General features: G+C 58.0%; 13 protein-coding genes and 1 tRNA gene. 6 read left to right on the top strand and 8 right to left on the bottom strand.

Annotated features, from left to right (window positions below; translation table 11 throughout):
• Positions 1-158: 158 nt before the first annotated feature.
• Positions 159-1451 carry a hypothetical protein gene (locus L1A08_RS10330; protein WP_238756310.1) on the bottom strand — a complete coding sequence of 431 codons (1293 nt, stop codon included), beginning with the start codon at positions 1449-1451 and terminating at the stop codon, positions 159-161.
• A 229-nt stretch (positions 1452-1680) separates the two neighbouring features.
• Here L1A08_RS10330 and L1A08_RS10325 point away from each other — a divergent pair.
• A tRNA-Phe gene (locus L1A08_RS10325) sits at positions 1681-1753 on the top strand.
• 115 nt (positions 1754-1868) lie between these two features.
• Here L1A08_RS10325 and L1A08_RS10320 read toward each other — a convergent pair.
• From L1A08_RS10320 to queG, 6 genes are all read right to left on the bottom strand, one after another.
• A complete protein-coding gene (locus L1A08_RS10320) occupies positions 1869-2036 on the bottom strand; it encodes a hypothetical protein (protein WP_238756309.1) in 168 nt (55 codons plus the stop codon).
• A 101-nt stretch (positions 2037-2137) separates the two neighbouring features.
• Positions 2138-2692 (bottom strand): hypothetical protein, encoded by a 555-nt coding sequence (locus L1A08_RS10315; RefSeq protein WP_238756308.1) that lies wholly within the window; start codon positions 2690-2692, stop codon positions 2138-2140.
• A 41-nt stretch (positions 2693-2733) separates the two neighbouring features.
• Positions 2734-4581 carry a M20/M25/M40 family metallo-hydrolase gene (locus L1A08_RS10310; protein ID WP_238756307.1) on the bottom strand — a complete coding sequence of 616 codons (1848 nt, stop codon included), beginning with the start codon at positions 4579-4581 and terminating at the stop codon, positions 2734-2736.
• Between the two features lie 50 nt (positions 4582-4631).
• Positions 4632-6305, bottom strand: coding sequence for a hypothetical protein (locus tag L1A08_RS10305; RefSeq protein ID WP_238756305.1), 1674 nt, complete (start codon positions 6303-6305; stop codon positions 4632-4634).
• 53 nt (positions 6306-6358) lie between these two features.
• Positions 6359-7117 carry a glycosyltransferase family 2 protein gene (locus L1A08_RS10300; RefSeq protein WP_238756303.1) on the bottom strand — a complete coding sequence of 253 codons (759 nt, stop codon included), beginning with the start codon at positions 7115-7117 and terminating at the stop codon, positions 6359-6361.
• A 123-nt stretch (positions 7118-7240) separates the two neighbouring features.
• Complete coding sequence (gene queG, locus L1A08_RS10295) at positions 7241-8410, bottom strand: tRNA epoxyqueuosine(34) reductase QueG (RefSeq protein ID WP_238756301.1); 1170 nt, start codon at positions 8408-8410, stop codon at positions 7241-7243.
• Positions 8411-8604: 194 nt separating this feature from the next.
• On the opposite strand from queG, the gene L1A08_RS10290 reads away from it, so the two are divergent.
• From L1A08_RS10290 to L1A08_RS10270, 5 genes are all read left to right on the top strand, one after another.
• Positions 8605-9450, top strand: a complete 846-nt coding sequence (locus L1A08_RS10290; RefSeq protein WP_238756299.1) for a menaquinone biosynthesis family protein — start codon at positions 8605-8607, stop codon at positions 9448-9450.
• Positions 9451-9602: 152 nt separating this feature from the next.
• Positions 9603-10397 carry an SDR family oxidoreductase gene (locus L1A08_RS10285; protein ID WP_238756298.1) on the top strand — a complete coding sequence of 265 codons (795 nt, stop codon included), beginning with the start codon at positions 9603-9605 and terminating at the stop codon, positions 10395-10397.
• Between the two features lie 52 nt (positions 10398-10449).
• Complete coding sequence (gene nadB, locus L1A08_RS10280; protein WP_238756296.1) at positions 10450-12105, top strand: L-aspartate oxidase; 1656 nt, start codon at positions 10450-10452, stop codon at positions 12103-12105.
• 15 nt (positions 12106-12120) lie between these two features.
• Positions 12121-12900 (top strand): SDR family NAD(P)-dependent oxidoreductase, encoded by a 780-nt coding sequence (locus tag L1A08_RS10275; RefSeq protein ID WP_238756295.1) that lies wholly within the window; start codon positions 12121-12123, stop codon positions 12898-12900.
• A 361-nt stretch (positions 12901-13261) separates the two neighbouring features.
• A complete protein-coding gene (locus tag L1A08_RS10270; protein ID WP_238756294.1) occupies positions 13262-13693 on the top strand; it encodes a hypothetical protein in 432 nt (143 codons plus the stop codon).
• Between the two features lie 21 nt (positions 13694-13714).
• Here L1A08_RS10270 and L1A08_RS10265 read toward each other — a convergent pair whose 3' ends face one another.
• Positions 13715-15091 carry a TIGR01777 family oxidoreductase gene (locus tag L1A08_RS10265; RefSeq protein WP_238756293.1) on the bottom strand — a complete coding sequence of 459 codons (1377 nt, stop codon included), beginning with the start codon at positions 15089-15091 and terminating at the stop codon, positions 13715-13717.
• Between the last annotated feature and the right edge of the window lie 25 nt (positions 15092-15116).

Here is a 15116-nt window from a genome sequence, read left to right as displayed (position 1 = left end):
GATTGGCGATCCCGGAAGCGGATCGCTCGACCGCGGAAGAGTGCGATTCACCACCTGGAACATCGCATTTGCCGCAGTCGGAACGGCTACGCCGTCGTGTCGACTCAACGACTCTAGAGCATCCTTATGCTTCTCCTGCAGCCGATTTTGAAATTGCTCTAGCGAAATAGGAGACGAGCCGTCTTCACGGTTTTGGGATCTGTCTCTTCGAGTTCCGCCAGAAATGCCTCGGCTTCCGAGACGAAGGCGGGAACTTCGGCAGCCGGATCTTCTGGCTTCTGTTTTGTGCAGGCAATCAGGTAGCCGACAATCGCCCGCTTGATAGCCGGCACATCGTACGGCTCGGCCCCATACATCACTTTGACGTCATCGAGCAGTGTCCAGTCTTCCCAGCGAGCCAGGTCGATAATCACCAGGTCGGCCAGATCCGGATGCTTCAGCAGAATCCGCATCGAAGCCTGCAGTCGTTCAGGAGAGATGGTCGGCTGTCCGTACTCCCACATGAATTTGATGGCCTGCAGCGTCGCGAACGTTTCACTGAACGGAACCGGGCTCGGAGTTTGCAGCGACGGCTTCAGTTTGGCATCTTCCAAAGCAGTCAGCCCGGCGTCTCCGGAGAGAAGCAGGTAACCGGCCATGACGCCGTCGATCCCCAGTCGAAAATCTTCATCGTTACGAACGACCTTCTCGCGGAGCAGTTCTTGATCTTCAGCGGTTCCGCACAGGCCGATCATCAGCCCGTACAACCCGAGTCGAGTGACCGGAGTCGTTTCACTGAAGACCCAGTTGCGAACCTTTTCACGCGGAAAAGCGTCCTTAACAGCGACAATGGTTTCATAAGGAGCATTGGCGAACTCGGCGTAGGCATCATCTGCCACCAGGGGATCGCTCGCTTCCAGATACTTCACGTAATATCGTAGACGCTCTTTGGGATCGTTTTCCGGTCCCGGCGCATTAGCGACATACTCAAATCCCTGAGGAGAAATATCGAGCGGCGACAGCCAGTTCAGTTCGACAGCCATGGCGGCTGGAACCTGGCGGGAAACGAGCGACTGAAACGTCTCGATCAACCGTGAAACCCCAAGATCCTGATTACCGATTAACAGTGCAAACTGCTTCTGCTCGCCGGGGAAGTATTCCTTCACGGTAATCGTCTGGTCGACGGCCAATTCGGCTGCAGAGGACTTGATGATTTTTTCGATACGATAAGTCGTGGAACCGGGCGTGCCGGCATCGAAGTCGGGAGCGACTCCGGACTGCCACTCGCCAATCACCGCCGCATCCGACTGAGCAATCTGTTCAGCCAGCGTCAGCTGAGGTGCGGAACAGAAAGGACAGGCCTGAGCAGAAGCCGCGAAGAGAGCAAACCCAACCAGTGCCACAAAGCTCGCGAGAAAATGTCGCCAGGGCAGAAGTGCAGGGGGGTGGGGGAATCGGCCGGAAGCTCGCATGTCTGGTCCTCAATTTCGCGAAAATCGTTTCACCATACCATGTTGGCAGAATCGACTGGTGCGGACAAGAGCAGGGCAATGGAATCCCTTTTAAGCCGGGACAACAGTAATTCGTACAAAGCCCGTCACTTCAGCAGACCGGTTCGAAAAGTTGCCAACATTCGATTGCAAGCCCCGGAATGATTCCTTATAACGTTCTTTCCATTGGCCGCCCGTGAGGCGGACAGCCGGACAGGTAGCTCAGTTGGTAGAGCACAGGACTGAAAATCCTGGTGTCGCGGGTTCGATTCCCGCCCTGTCCACTTCGGTGCTTGTTCACCGGCAAAACAGAAAAGCGGAGCAGAGGAATGACGTTCCTCGGCTCCGCTTTTTTCATTGCCCCAAGCGATCGGCGTTCCGAAAGATCCGTATTCGCACTTACCGGTTGCGAACGAGTTCTCCGACGATCTGCGATTGCTGCGAGGGGCGTAGCCGATACTTCACCGTGAAACCGTCGTCAAAGCCTGCCCAGTAGGCGACGTTGACCGCCGCGACAAAGGTTGAGAGAACACAAGCTGCGAGAAAGAGTTTCTGATGAATCTTCATGTTGGCCTCCGTCACACATGACGGATGTCACCAGATGAACACCTCGCGCAATTTTCGCCGGTTCGAGAAAAACTTCGAAAATTTCCCCGGGTGGCACTCTCTCAGGTTTCCGACGCTCGCAGGATTTCCATCGGCTCGCCGTTAATGGGATGCAGTCGGGTGATGTCGACGATTCTCCATTCCCCGTTCTCCTGCTGCCACGTGACTTCCCACCGCGTCGTGGCGTGACCGGTCATGGAGATCCCTCCAGCAGAGATCGTCCCATTCGCACGGAAGTGACTGATCGCCCGCGAGTCTTCCGCCGTCATCCGCACATTCAGGTCGGTGATCCGCATGTCCTCGTGAATGTCAGCCATCGCGAGTCCGGCAGCGGCGACGGCTTTCATTCCCGGCTGCCCCTCGGAGATCATTCCCAGCACCGAGTTCACGTTTCCCTCGATGCAGTATGCGATCGCCTCGTGAACGCGACGTTCAACTTCTTCGGCTGGGGTAACGATCGACTGTTCGGCCAGATAGGTTCCCACAGCCAGCAGCACCCCCAGACCGGCCAGCAGCCAGTTTCGTCCCAGCCCGGTCTGAATCGCACGGGCGGCGAAGATCGCGGTCACAATCAGACAGATCACCACCACCGGCCAGGGATTTTCAGTGAACCACATGCCTGCCTGCTTTCAATTACCGTTCAGAAGGGAAAACGCAATCACCGCGGACTGCCGAGCTTGATCTCAACAGACATCCGCGTGCCTTCGCGCTGGAATTCGAGGGGAATCGTCTCTTTCGGAGAATGGCGATCAATCAGGTTCCAGAAATCCGCTCGTGTCCGAATGGGCTGGCCTCCGGCCGCGACGATGACATCGCCCCGCTGCAGCCCGGCCGTTTCCGTGGGACTGTCTTCAGCAACGTCCTGAACGACGAGTCCGTCGACGGAGGCGTAGAGATCGGGAATGATTCCCACGAACGGCCGCCCGCCGGCATGGCGTCCGACCTGAATCCATTTCTTGTTCTCAATGTAATTGGGTCGCTTCCGGGCATTGGCCAGATTCAGAGTCAACTCTTCGAGCACGTCGACAACTCGCCGCATTCCCTGCGTATTGATCTCCTCCACATCATCAGTCGGGCGATGGTAATCGCCATGCAGGCCTGTGAACAGATGCAGCACCGGAATCTGTTTCTCATAAAACGGAGCGTGATCGCTGGGGCCCAGAGCCTTCTTCTCGCGGAAGAAATTCAGTTCGGTCTCCTGTTCGATCTTATCCAACCATGGATTCCACACATCGGACGACCCGACGCCGAAGACAGTCAGTTTCTCATCGCACATCCGACCGACCATATCGAGATTGATCATCGCAATCGTGTCGCTCAGCGGATACAGCGGGGCATCGACGTAGTGCTTGGATCCGAGCAGGCCCCGTTCCTCCGCAGCGAACCAGATCAGCACAATCCGTCGGTCGAGTCTGCCCGACTTCTCCGCCAGCCGACGGGCCAGCGACAGCAGCGCGACGGAACCCGAAGCATTATCGTCCGCTCCGTTGTGAATTGCCCGAGTGCCGGGCGCCAGGGAACCGTATTTCCCCCAGCCGACATGGTCGTAATGAGCGCCAACCACGATTGTCTCTCGAAGATCGGCATCTCGCGGTTCGAGCACAGCAACCACATTGCCAGTTCTCGTGCTGGAGAAATCGAGATCAGCCGTCCCTTCGATCCGCACACCTTTCAGATCCTGGCTGAGCGGCTGCATCGTCCGATCGATGGCCGATTCGATATCTTCCAGGGAATGTCCCATGGTCGCTTTCAGCAGCAGATCCGCAGCGGCCACGGTGATCTGGAAGATCGGAATTTCCTCCGGCTTGCCGCCTCCTCCATAACCGAACTCGAACAGTTCGTCCTTCTCATCTTTCTTGACGGAGTGGGGATCGTTCACGAACAGCACAGCCACGGCTCCCCGTTCGCGGGCGTTTGTAAATTTCGTCCGGAGTCCAGCTCGGTTCACGTCAATTGTGCCGTTCTTACCCACATACAGACTGCCGTGCTCGGTCTGCCGCGGTACCCGCCGCATGATGACGGCGACTTTTCCCTTCAGGTCGACGTTGGCGAACTCGTCGAAGTTGTTCTCGGCATCGTCAATCCCGTAGCCGCAAAAAACCAGCGGACCGGCAAAGGCACCGCTTCCTCCGAATGCGCAGACGCGATAATCCCGGTCATTCATCCACTCGAGTTGATCAGCCCCGCTGACTTTAAGTTGATTCGCCGGTCCCTGTTCGGGCGGAGCGGAGATCGAGAATTCCTGATATCCATCATCTTCGTTCGCGGGGAAGGCATAGCCGAGTTTCTGAAGCTCCGAGCGCAGATAATTCGCACATTCCACCAGCTGCTCGCTTCCTGTATCCCGTCCTTCCATGGCGTCGGCGGCAAAGTAGGACAGCTCTTCGAGGATCCGCTGTTCTTCCAGTCGATGGGCTTCCATCGCATCAGCAGCCGTCGCAGTGAACGGAGTCAGGAGTACGGAAAGACAGACGATGCAGACGGCTGGCAGGAAGCGGTTGAACATAAGTGGAATCAGTTCTCTAAGCCTTGGGGAAGGGCATTGGATCGGCTCAATCAGGCAGTGCCCCGTCCGGTGAGGGCGTGCTGCAACTCCTGCAGCTTCGACAGAGGATACAGACAGAAAGGATATTCGCGATCAGCCGAGACAGTTCGCTGCGACTGAAGCTCCCTGGCGGTCGCGATTTGCTCCCGAAGTTCCTGGAGCGGCTGCTCGGCCAGAGCAGCCAGTTCAGATCGAATCTGCTTCAGACGTTCGTGCCGTTCCTGATTACGTGGACGGAGTTCGCGACGTTGGCGCTTAGTCAGCCCTTCGGTTCGCGATTCTTCCCGTTGGCGAATCAACGTCTGCTTCTCTTCAAGGCGATCGGCAATCTGTTCCCGCTGTTCCACTGTGAGAAGCAGTTCCGGGTTTTCCTCTGCGTGCCGCAGGCGGGCCTGCAGTTCGACGGGGTCCGCTTCATCGGGATCAATCCGACGTTTCAGTGGCAGGTACGCCGTCCCTGACGCAACCTGATAATCGGGCGGCGGAAAGCGGAAGTACCGGCAGATCAGATCATCGGTAATTTCATCGTACTTGGCGCCCCCGATGCCGTGAATGAACCAGTCCGCCACGAACAATCGCAAATACAATGTTGTAAGCAAAGCCCGGGAACGAATCTTGATGCCCTGGCTGGCGATCTCGCGCAAAAACTCAACCCGATTCAGCCCCGAGTCGGTCGTATCCGCGGGAAGTTGAACGCTCCAGCCATTCCGATCGGTCAGTTCCAGCACGTTCCCGGTCGTTCGCAGAAACAGCCCTTTCCGCCTGGGGTTCTCACTGCTCCAGACCCAGAACGGAAGTTCGGTCAGATCCTGGGTGATGACCAGATCGGGCATGGGGTGAGAGTCGGACTTCAGATCGTAACAGGCCCGGTAGTCGAACAGCGCCTGGTTGTAATCGCGGCAGAACTTCCCGGCGTCCCCAATAATTCCGGCCAGAAAGCAAAGGAAGGTCTCAGACTGGGCGATTCGACTCAGCCGGGTCTCACGATTCTGCAGTCCGAGACGATGCTCGATGTATTGACGCCCGGCGATGAGGCCATCAACCAGATCGTTCCGTTCCGCGGTTCGCGAAACGACTTCGTCCCAGAAGGGGGGCAGAAGCGAAGACTGAGACAGCGGAGCGACGTTCCGCGAAACTCGTTCGGGGAGCGACTCGAACAGCTCCTGATTGACGATGCCGGTCTCTTCCCACGGCGAGCCGAACGTCCACTCGTCGATAACCAGCGAACTTTTTTCCAGCTGGTCATCGGTCAGTGTCGGCAGTGTCATCCGACGGGACTTCACGACATCGGAATCGACAGTCACGTTCGCCGCACAGCCATCCACGGCCTCGGCGAGGAATCCAGCGAGCATGTTCTTCAGCAGCACACCGGGATGATACAACTCGGGTTGATGTCCGGTGAGAATCAGCGGGGCATGTTCGCAGATTCCCTGCGGAAGGGCCCCGCCGGCAGCCTGCTGAAGAAACTCCTGACGGGCCAGTCGCCGCCAGTCGCCAAGTGGGCGGCCCCAGATTACGAGGTCGGACTGCTGGAACTGCTGCCGATTGGCCAGAATCCGCTCCACGGTCTGAGCAAGGGGCGGCTGCAGGAAAATCTCCAAGTCACCACGCGGCGCACGATACTGTGACGCCGTCAGTCGTTGGGCGCAATCTGTCGTTTCCTGAATCGCCGAATCTGTATTCACCAAGCCGCTGCCCCGCGAGATCTTCAATCTGTTACCTGTCGACGCCCTGAAGTTCAGGAGTCCGTCGACGAGGCCTGAAGCACTGGAATCTGACCACACCGCGGGGCCAGACGTTTCAGCTCCCGGGAAATCACATCCTGATAGTGTGCCATCCGGCGGCGGGCATCATCAAGCGAACCCCCGAAGGATCGCTCTTCTTCCAGATAAATCCGTGGGACGGGGTACTCTTCGATCTTCAATCCGGCACAGGCGGCCTGGATCCAGAACTGAAGCGGCATCGCGTAACCTGTCTCGGTAATCTCCAGCTTCTCCAGAGCCGATGTGCGGTACGCCTTAAAGCCACAGAAGGTATCGGTCAGATTGAACCCGAGTTGTTCATTCAGCTGAGCGGTGATCTCGAAATTGATTCGTCGACGGTCCTCGGGAGCAGAGTTATCTCCGGTGAATTCCTTCAGATAGCGACTTCCGGAAACAATGTCGATTGGCTCGAACTCATTGCGCAGCAGCCGTTCCATGAGCACCGGGATCAGTTTCGGCTGATGCTGCCCGTCGCAATCGATGGTGACAATCCCGTCCAGGCCGTTCTTGACTGCGAAATCGAAAGCGGTGATCAGAGCGGCTCCATAGCCTCGATTCTCGGGATGACTGATGAGCGTGATATCCGATCGCTGTTCGAGCAGTTCCCGGGAGCCATCACTGGAGCCATCATCGACAACGAGAATATTGTCGGCATAGCGACCGACTTCGTCCAAAATCGCCGGAATGTGAGACTTTTCATTGTAAACGGGAAGCGCGACAAACCAGTCAGCCATCATCAGATCCGTTCATGTCTACGCGATAACCCGGTTTGAAGATCGGACAGAAGCCTGATCACTCAACGCCAACTGGGCTCGCTTGTATCAATTCAGGCCATTCTAGGCGGCCCTCTATCGGAGTCAAACAGGGTCGACGGCAGCCGCCTCGCCCTCCTGCAGCTGTTGCAGAGAAGTCTCCAGCCGTTCGAGAACCAGCGAATCCTGTTCCGACTCCCGCAGTTCGCGGAGAAAACCAGCGACTTCCACTCCCTTGAGCTTCGTCAGCGCCCAGATGGACGCCTCTCGAACCAGCGGAGACTCGTCGCCAGCCGCCCGCCGCAAAGCGTCCGACCATTCGCTCGCCCCGGAATTCCCGAGCACCACAGCGGCATTGCGAGCTAGCGTATCGCGTCCTGTCCGCTCCAGTGGCGTCCCTCTGAACCGGGATTTGAAAGCGGCCGGAGTCATCGCCAGAAACTCCGCCGCCTTCGGCTGGTCCGGCAGACTTTCGAACTCACCGGTCTGAGGAGCCGGTGCTTTCCGATTCCATGGGCAGACTTCCTGGCAGACATCGCAACCGAACAGCCAGTCCTCGATCCCGGATCGAAGTTCCTCAGGGATCGGCTTGTCTCGCAGTTCGATGGTCAGATAGGCGATGCAGCGACGAGCGTCGAGAAGTCCCGGTTCGACAAACGCTTCCGTGGGACAGGCCTCCAGACAGCGGGTGCAGGTCCCACAATGAGCAGTCTCATGCGGCTCATCAGGCACGAGTTCAGCGTCCGTCAGCAGGGCTGCGAGGAACAGGTAACTGCCGAGAGATTTATTGAGGAGCAACGTGTTCTTGCCGAACCATCCCAACCCCGCCTGCCGGGCAAAATCCCGCTCCAGCAAGGGAGCGGTGTCGACAACCGCTCGTGTACGGCTGCCGGGGACAAGTTCATGCAGTCGAGCCGCCAACTGTTTCAGCGAGTCCCGAATGACATCGTGATAATCGCGACTTCCGCGGGCATAGCGGGCAATTTGACCAGGACTGCCGGAGCCCGCAGCCTGCTCGTTGTCGGTGCGTCCCGGGTCATAGCACATGCCGAGCATGACCACACTCTCCACAACGGGCAGGACGTGCCTGGGATGCGAATAGGCACCCCGTCGGCGTTCGATGTAATGCATTTCGCCGGCGTAACCAGCTTCAACCCAATCCTCAAACCGGGGTAATGTCACCGGCGTCAGAGCCGGGGCGATTCCGACGAGATCGAAGCCAAGGTCTCGTGACGCCTGTTTCAGTGCTGCAGTGGTTTCGGACGGGGTACTCATAGCGGTGAATTCTAACGGATTCTCGGCTGAGTGCGGCAATTCGGCTCATTTGCTTTCTGCAGAGCGAAGTTGTACCGTTCCCCAAGGAGGCGCAATGCCTGTTTGCAGCGGTAATTCAGCTCCGCTGCAGGGTTTCTCTGCGGGGAAACCGGACTCATCTGTGAACTATTACTCGAGAATGCGACACCTTTTCCATGGCGGATGACAAAATCCTGATTCAGGTCGGCCACAGTCCCGATCCCGACGATGCGTTCATGTTCCACGCGCTGGCCAACGACAAAATCGACACCGGCCGGTACCGCTTTACGCATGTTCTGCAGGACATCGAAACACTGAATCAGCGAGCCTTCCGCAGCGAGCTCGAACTGACCGCAGTCAGTCTTCACGGATACGCCTACCTGACTGACAAATACGCTCTGTGTGCCTGCGGAGCCAGCATGGGTGACAAATACGGCCCGATGGTCGTCGCCCGCGAACCGATGGCGATTGAAGATCTCAAAGGCAAGACGATCGCGATCCCCGGAAAGCTGACCACAGCCTATCTCGCTCTCCAGTTGCTCATCGGGCAGGATGCGAACTTTGTCGAACATCCCTTCGATGAAATCCTGAATCTCGTCGAGCAGGGTAAGGTCGACGCCGGTCTGATCATTCACGAAGGTCAGCTGACTTACGGAACGCAGGGCCTCTCACTGGTCGTCGATCTTGGCGTCTGGTGGTACGAAGATACCGGACTTCCTCTTCCCCTCGGTGGCAATGCCATTCGTCGCGACCTGGGACAGGAAGTGATGGAAGAAGTCACGGCCTATCTGAAGCAGAGCATCGAATACGGCCTGGCTCATCGCAAAGATGCTCTCGCACATGCGATGAAATACGGTCGCGATCTCGACACGGAACTGACCGATAAATTCGTCGGCATGTACGTGAACGACTGGACGCTCGACTTCGGCGAAACCGGCCGCAAAGCCGTCGCCACGCTGCTGAAGCGAGGTTACGACCAGGGCATTATCGATCATCCAGTCGATCTCGAGTTCATCGGCTGATACGATAGAGCCTCGAAAATCGATGGCGAATCATAGTGATCGGCAGGCTGGGATCGGCGAAGCGTATCCCGGCAATGTTCCCTTTCGATGCCGAGGTTGCCCGACCTCGTTCTCTGCCCGCAATCTGCTCTTCCGAAAGTGTAAGACATCTTATGAGCGACAAGTCTGCTTCTTATCTGCAACAGCTGTTCGGTCTCGATGGAAAAACTGCGGTCGTCATTGGCGGCACCGGAGTTCTCGGCGGAGCGATCTGCGATTGTCTGGCAGCAGCCGGGGCCTATGTGATTGTCGCTGGTCGTTCTGAGGAATCAGGGAACGCCCGCGTCGAAGCCCTGAAAGAGGCAGGCGGAGCAGGAGAATTCGCAGCCGTCGATGTCAGCTCGCGCGAATCGGTGCAGGCTCTGCTCGATCAGTGTGTCTCTTCCGGCCACGCTCCCGACATCCTCGTGAATGGTGCCGGCGTCAACGCGGCCACTCCATTCCTCGATATCCCCGATGAAGAATGGGATCGAATTTTCAACATCAATCTCGGCTCCGTTCGCGTCGCCAGTCAGACGTTCGCCAAGCACTGGCTGGACGAAGATCGACAGGGCTCGATCATCAATATTGCTTCGATGTCAGCTCTGATTCCGCTGTCTCGTGTCTTCACCTACTCGGCTTCCAAAGCAGCCGTGCTGAATTTGACGAAGAACCTCGCCCGCGAATGGGCCGAGCAGGGGATCCGCGTGAATGCGATCTCGCCGGGCTTCTTTCCAGCCGAGCAGAACAAGAAGGTGCTCACTCCCGATCGTGTCTCTTCGATCATGAAGCACACCCCGGCCAATCGCTTCGGCGAACCGCAGGAACTGGCCGGAGCCGTGTTGCTGCTGGCGTCCGATCATGCCGGCAGCTTCATCACCGGTGAGAATCTCGTGGTCGATGGCGGCTTCTCGTCGATGACAATCTGATCCCGATCCGGTACGCTGGTAGGAACCCAGTCCACCGTAGCGGAACCGACGATTGAATACTGAGCTTACTCTCCCTCTGTCTCGACGATATCTCGTCCACTTTAATCCGAAACGCATCCCTCATGCGTTTACGGACGTGCTCGTCATCGGCGGCGGCATCGCAGGCATGCGAGCCGCACTCAGCGTCGATCGAAAGCTCGAGACCACCATCCTCACCAAAGGACGGGTCGAAGTCTCCAATAGCTGGAAGGCCCAGGGAGGTATCGCCGGCGTTTTCGACCCGAGCGATCACGTGTCCAATCATGCCCGGGACACCATCGCGGCCGGGAAAGGGCTTTGCGATGTTAAAACCGTCGAAGAGATCACCGAGGCGGCTCCTGACGTCGTTCGCGAGTTGATCGCCCTCGGGGCGAACTTCGATGAAGTCGGCGGGACTCTGGCACTCACTCAGGAAGGCGGGCACAGTCACCGCCGGATCATTCATGCCCTCGGCGATGCCACCGGCCGGGAGATCATGCGGGCCATGATCGAACGCGTGAAAACCCACACCGACTGTCAGATCTGGGAAGAAACTTTCACCATCGATCTGCTCACCCTCAACGGCGCCTGCGTCGGCGCCCTGGTGTGGAATCCCCATCACGGCAAGACGTTCATCTGGGCCAAGCAAACCATTCTGGCAACGGGCGGAGCAGGGCGGCTGTACCGGGAAACGACAAATCCGGAAATCGCCACCGGGGATGGACACTCAATCGCCTTCCGGGCGGGAGCCGTCCTTCGGGATATGGAAATGATGCAGTTCCATCCGACCGTTCTCTACATCGCCGGGGGATCGCGACATCTGATCTCCGAAGCCGTGCGCGGTGAAGGAGCCCATCTGGTCGATGCGAACGGCTACCGGTTTATGCAGGATTACGACTCCGCCGGCGAACTTGCTCCCCGTGATGTTGTCAGCCGAGCCATCACCGCTCAAATGGACAAGACGCGGCACTCGTCTGTCTATCTCGACCTGAGACATCTCGATCGGTCGCTGGTTGCCGATCGCTTCCCCAATATTGCGGAAGTCTGCCGAAAGTTCGGTCTCGATCTGGCTGTCGATTTGATCCCGGTACGCCCAGGCGCTCATTACATGATCGGCGGCGTCGTCATCGATCATGAAGGGCGGACCTCTCTGCCTGGCCTGTGGGCCGCCGGCGAAGTCACCTCCAGTGGACTCCACGGAGCCAATCGCCTCGCTTCGAACAGTCTGCTCGAAGGTCTATATCATGGGCGAGCCGCTGGAGCCGCGGCTTCACACGAGGCACACAACATTGCCGATCATTTCTGCGCGATGCCCATCCGCGACGACGGGATGGACAAGTCGGACGAACAGACCGATCTCGACCTGACCGACGTGCGAAACTCGCTGATGAGTCTGATGTGGCGACAGGCGGGCATTCGCCGCGATCGGGAAGGGCTGACCGATGCCCTGAAACAGGTCGAGTTCTGGGACCGCTATGTCTCCGGCCAGGAATTCGACAACGTCGACGGCTGGTCGCTACAGAATATGCTGCTGGTCGCCCGACTGATGCTGACGTCGGCTCTGGAACGGGAAGAATCACGCGGCGTCCATTACCGCACCGACTTTCCCGACGCCATAGATCAACACGCACGACACATCAATGTGAATATTGATCGCGAGTATCCCATACGACCTGATAACACCCCGTAGTAACAGGAGTTCCTCATGCCTCGCTGGCCTGGTATCGATCAGTTCCAACTCAAAGGGAAAGTCGCGATCGTCACGGGGGGCTCCAAAGGCCTGGGGGAAGCGATGGCGGCTGGCCTGGCTTCGGCGGGAGCCAATCTGCTGCTGATCAGCCGGAACGCCGAGGAAATTCGGCAGGCGGCTGACCGCATTGCAGACGAGTATCCAATCAAAGCCATCGGCATGGCCGTCGATGTGACGAAGTCCCACGAAGTTTCTGAGATCGTCCCCCGCTGCCTCAAAGAATTCGGACGGATCGACATTCTGGTCAACAACGCCGGCATCAACATTCGCGGCGCGATCGACGAACTCACATTCGAGGAATTCCGGAAAGTGCAGGACGTCAATGTCGACAGTCTCTGGCGCTGCGCCCGCGAAGTGATTCCCGTTATGAAGGAGCAGAACTCCGGGCGGATTATCAATCTGGCCAGCACGCTGGGACTGGTGGGTCTCGCCAACCGAACGCCCTACGCAACGAGTAAAGGAGCCGTGGTTCAGTTCACCCGCTCGCTGGCTCTTGAGGTTGCCCCGCACCAAATCACCGTCAACGCGATCTGCCCCGGCCCTTTTCTGACGCCGATGAATGAGCCCATCGCCGATACCGAAGAAGCCAAGAAATACATCATCGGAGCCGTCGCGCTCGATCGCTGGGGCCAGATGCACGAGATTCAGGGAGCGGCGATCTTTCTAGCCAGCCCGGCGTCGAGTTATGTTACAGGAAGTATGCTGACGGTCGATGGGGGCTGGACGGCTCGCTAGGTTCGATGGCTGATCGGAACCGGAAAGAGCAGTCGTCCGCGAAACTCTCGATTCTGATTGCCGCTCCCATGTCGCACCGAAGAGCAGGCGTCCGGACGATTTCGGGCCATCTGACGCATTAACGGAATGAACCTGAACTCTCGCGAAAGTCCGCGATCGGAACAGAGTGAATCCAAACCAGGACAGTTCAGTTCCGATTCGGTTCCGATCGCCGTTCTTCGTTCCCTCTCTCGGTTTACACTGCTTCTGACGAACTGCATAAACGACGACTCCTCCACAGAGGATCATCATCCGTTCGTCTCCTGTCCCTGTCAGCGAAGGCATGGGGCGGAAGGACAGTGAATCGTGATGGAATCAATCTATGATCATGCCGTCGAGCCCGTTCGATGAGAACGCCGCCTGGGGCGACATTCGCGTCAAACTTCATGCACGTTTGAAAAGAAAGGATGGTGCGACAATCCACGTCCTGAAGTTGTGTCAGACTGATGTGCCGAACACGCCCCGTTTCATCGAACACCTGTCGATGATCGTCTCAGAGATTCCCACCCAGCCGCGATTCGTCTTCGACTTTCAGAACGTAAACTCACTTTCGGAGTACGCGCTGGAGGAAGTTGTTGCCGTCAGTCTGCTCCTGATGGACCTGCGAGGATCAGTCGTGTTTTCGTCGACCAATTCGACGGTCCGCGAACAGTTGACGGATCGGTCCTTTGATTGTGGCGTCCGCTACACACCCCGTCTGCGTAGTGCTCTGGAATTGCTGAAGGACAATACTGGACTTCGAGAGATCGACTGACAACAGCGTTCGGGTCGCCGTCTACAATCGTCCCAGGACTTGTCGCAGAGTTTCTTCCAGCGTTCCGGTCTGAAACTCGTAACCGTGTCCCAGCAGTTTGACCGGACGGACGCGGGCACTGTCGATCAGCAGCGTGTCCCCCAGTTCGCCCATGGCAAGCTTGACCCCAAAGGAGGGGACCGGGCAAATGGTCGGACGGTTGAGGACCCGTCCGAGCGTCTTCGTGAAGTGCCGATTGGTGATCTCTTCTGGCATCACGAGATTGACCGGCCCCTGGAGTCTCTCTTGCATCATCGCGTAATGAATTGCTCCCACGACGTCGTGGATTGAAATCGAACTCCAGAATTGCCTGCCGGAACCGACGACGCCGCCGAGCCCCATCTTGAACGGAGTCAGCATCTTCTGCAGCGCACCGCCGGTGGGCGTGATGACAAGCCCGAGACGGGGATGAACCACTCGTATGCCAGCCGTCCGAGCGGGATCAGCCGCCGATTCCCATGCTCGGGCCACCTCCGGCAGAAACCCGATTCCGGACTGCGAATCCTCGGTGAGAACCTCGTCGCCCCGGTCTCCGTAGAAGCCGGTGGCAGATATGGAGATCAAGACTTTCGGCTTCTGATTCAACGTCGAGAGCATCGCAGCGAGCAACTTTGTCGATTTGACACGGCTCTCTTTGATCGTGTCTTTGTAGGCCGTGGTCCAGCGATGATCAGCGATCCCCGCTCCAGCCAGATGCACGACCGCATCGAAGCCTTCCAGTTCGAGCCGATCGATCTCGCCTTCCTTGATGTCCCAGAAGATGGCATGCGGGTTGTCCTCGGCTGCGTCGCGGTCCCGAACCAGTCGGACAACCTCGTGCCCGCCAGACCGCAGGAAGGAAACCAGCGTCGTGCCAATCAGTCCGGTGGAGCCGGAAACCAGCACTCTCATTCGAGGTTTGTCTCGCCACCGATAGTGCGTTTCAATCTCCGCCGCAGTCCTGGCGTGCCGGTACTCGAACATCTGTTCCAGCTGCCTGCGGGCGAAAGACGCTCCCGTTTTTCCCAGCGGCCCCAGCGGCAGCTCGTAGTCGATCTCGTCGACCAGCTCACAGCAACTGTCGTCGATCGGCTGGAAGAGATGCCGATGTCGCCACGACTTGAAGGGGCCCGAAATCTGGATGTCGGTAAACTCTCGCCCCTCCTGATAGCCTGTATGTTCGGCGACCCATCGCTTCCGAAATGGCCCCACCGGCACCGACATGACTACGCGAGCACCGTCACGGATTCCCTCGGCAGCCGAGTGAATCGTAATCTTCTCCCATGGCGGAAGCAGACGGCGCAGCGTTCCTGGCTGGGCGTGCCAGTCGAAGGCAAACTGAGCGGGAACGGCCAGACGGAGTGTCTTCGTGAAGCGCACAGGGCACGACTTTCCGGATCTCGGA

The organism is Rubinisphaera margarita, from assembly GCF_022267515.1.
Lineage (GTDB): Bacteria > Planctomycetota > Planctomycetia > Planctomycetales > Planctomycetaceae > Rubinisphaera > Rubinisphaera margarita.
This window is presented reverse-complemented; position numbering and strand designations above follow the sequence as displayed.

What these genes read in the sequence shown, in the direction of transcription:
- L1A08_RS10310 (WP_238756307.1), bottom strand. Translation starts at nt 4,581, where the DNA reads ATGTTCAACCGCTTCCTGCCAGCCGTCTGCATCGTCTGTCTTTCCGTA.
- L1A08_RS10270 (WP_238756294.1), top strand. Translation starts at nt 13,262, where the DNA reads ATGATCATGCCGTCGAGCCCGTTCGATGAGAACGCCGCCTGGGGCGAC.
- L1A08_RS10275 (WP_238756295.1), top strand. Translation starts at nt 12,121, where the DNA reads ATGCCTCGCTGGCCTGGTATCGATCAGTTCCAACTCAAAGGGAAAGTC.
- queG (WP_238756301.1), bottom strand. Translation starts at nt 8,410, where the DNA reads ATGAGTACCCCGTCCGAAACCACTGCAGCACTGAAACAGGCGTCACGA.
- L1A08_RS10285 (WP_238756298.1), top strand. Translation starts at nt 9,603, where the DNA reads ATGAGCGACAAGTCTGCTTCTTATCTGCAACAGCTGTTCGGTCTCGAT.
- L1A08_RS10330 (WP_238756310.1), bottom strand. Translation starts at nt 1,451, where the DNA reads ATGCGAGCTTCCGGCCGATTCCCCCACCCCCCTGCACTTCTGCCCTGG.
- L1A08_RS10300 (WP_238756303.1), bottom strand. Translation starts at nt 7,117, where the DNA reads ATGGCTGACTGGTTTGTCGCGCTTCCCGTTTACAATGAAAAGTCTCAC.
- L1A08_RS10320 (WP_238756309.1), bottom strand. Translation starts at nt 2,036, where the DNA reads ATGAAGATTCATCAGAAACTCTTTCTCGCAGCTTGTGTTCTCTCAACC.
- L1A08_RS10290 (WP_238756299.1), top strand. Translation starts at nt 8,605, where the DNA reads ATGGCGGATGACAAAATCCTGATTCAGGTCGGCCACAGTCCCGATCCC.
- L1A08_RS10315 (WP_238756308.1), bottom strand. Translation starts at nt 2,692, where the DNA reads ATGTGGTTCACTGAAAATCCCTGGCCGGTGGTGGTGATCTGTCTGATT.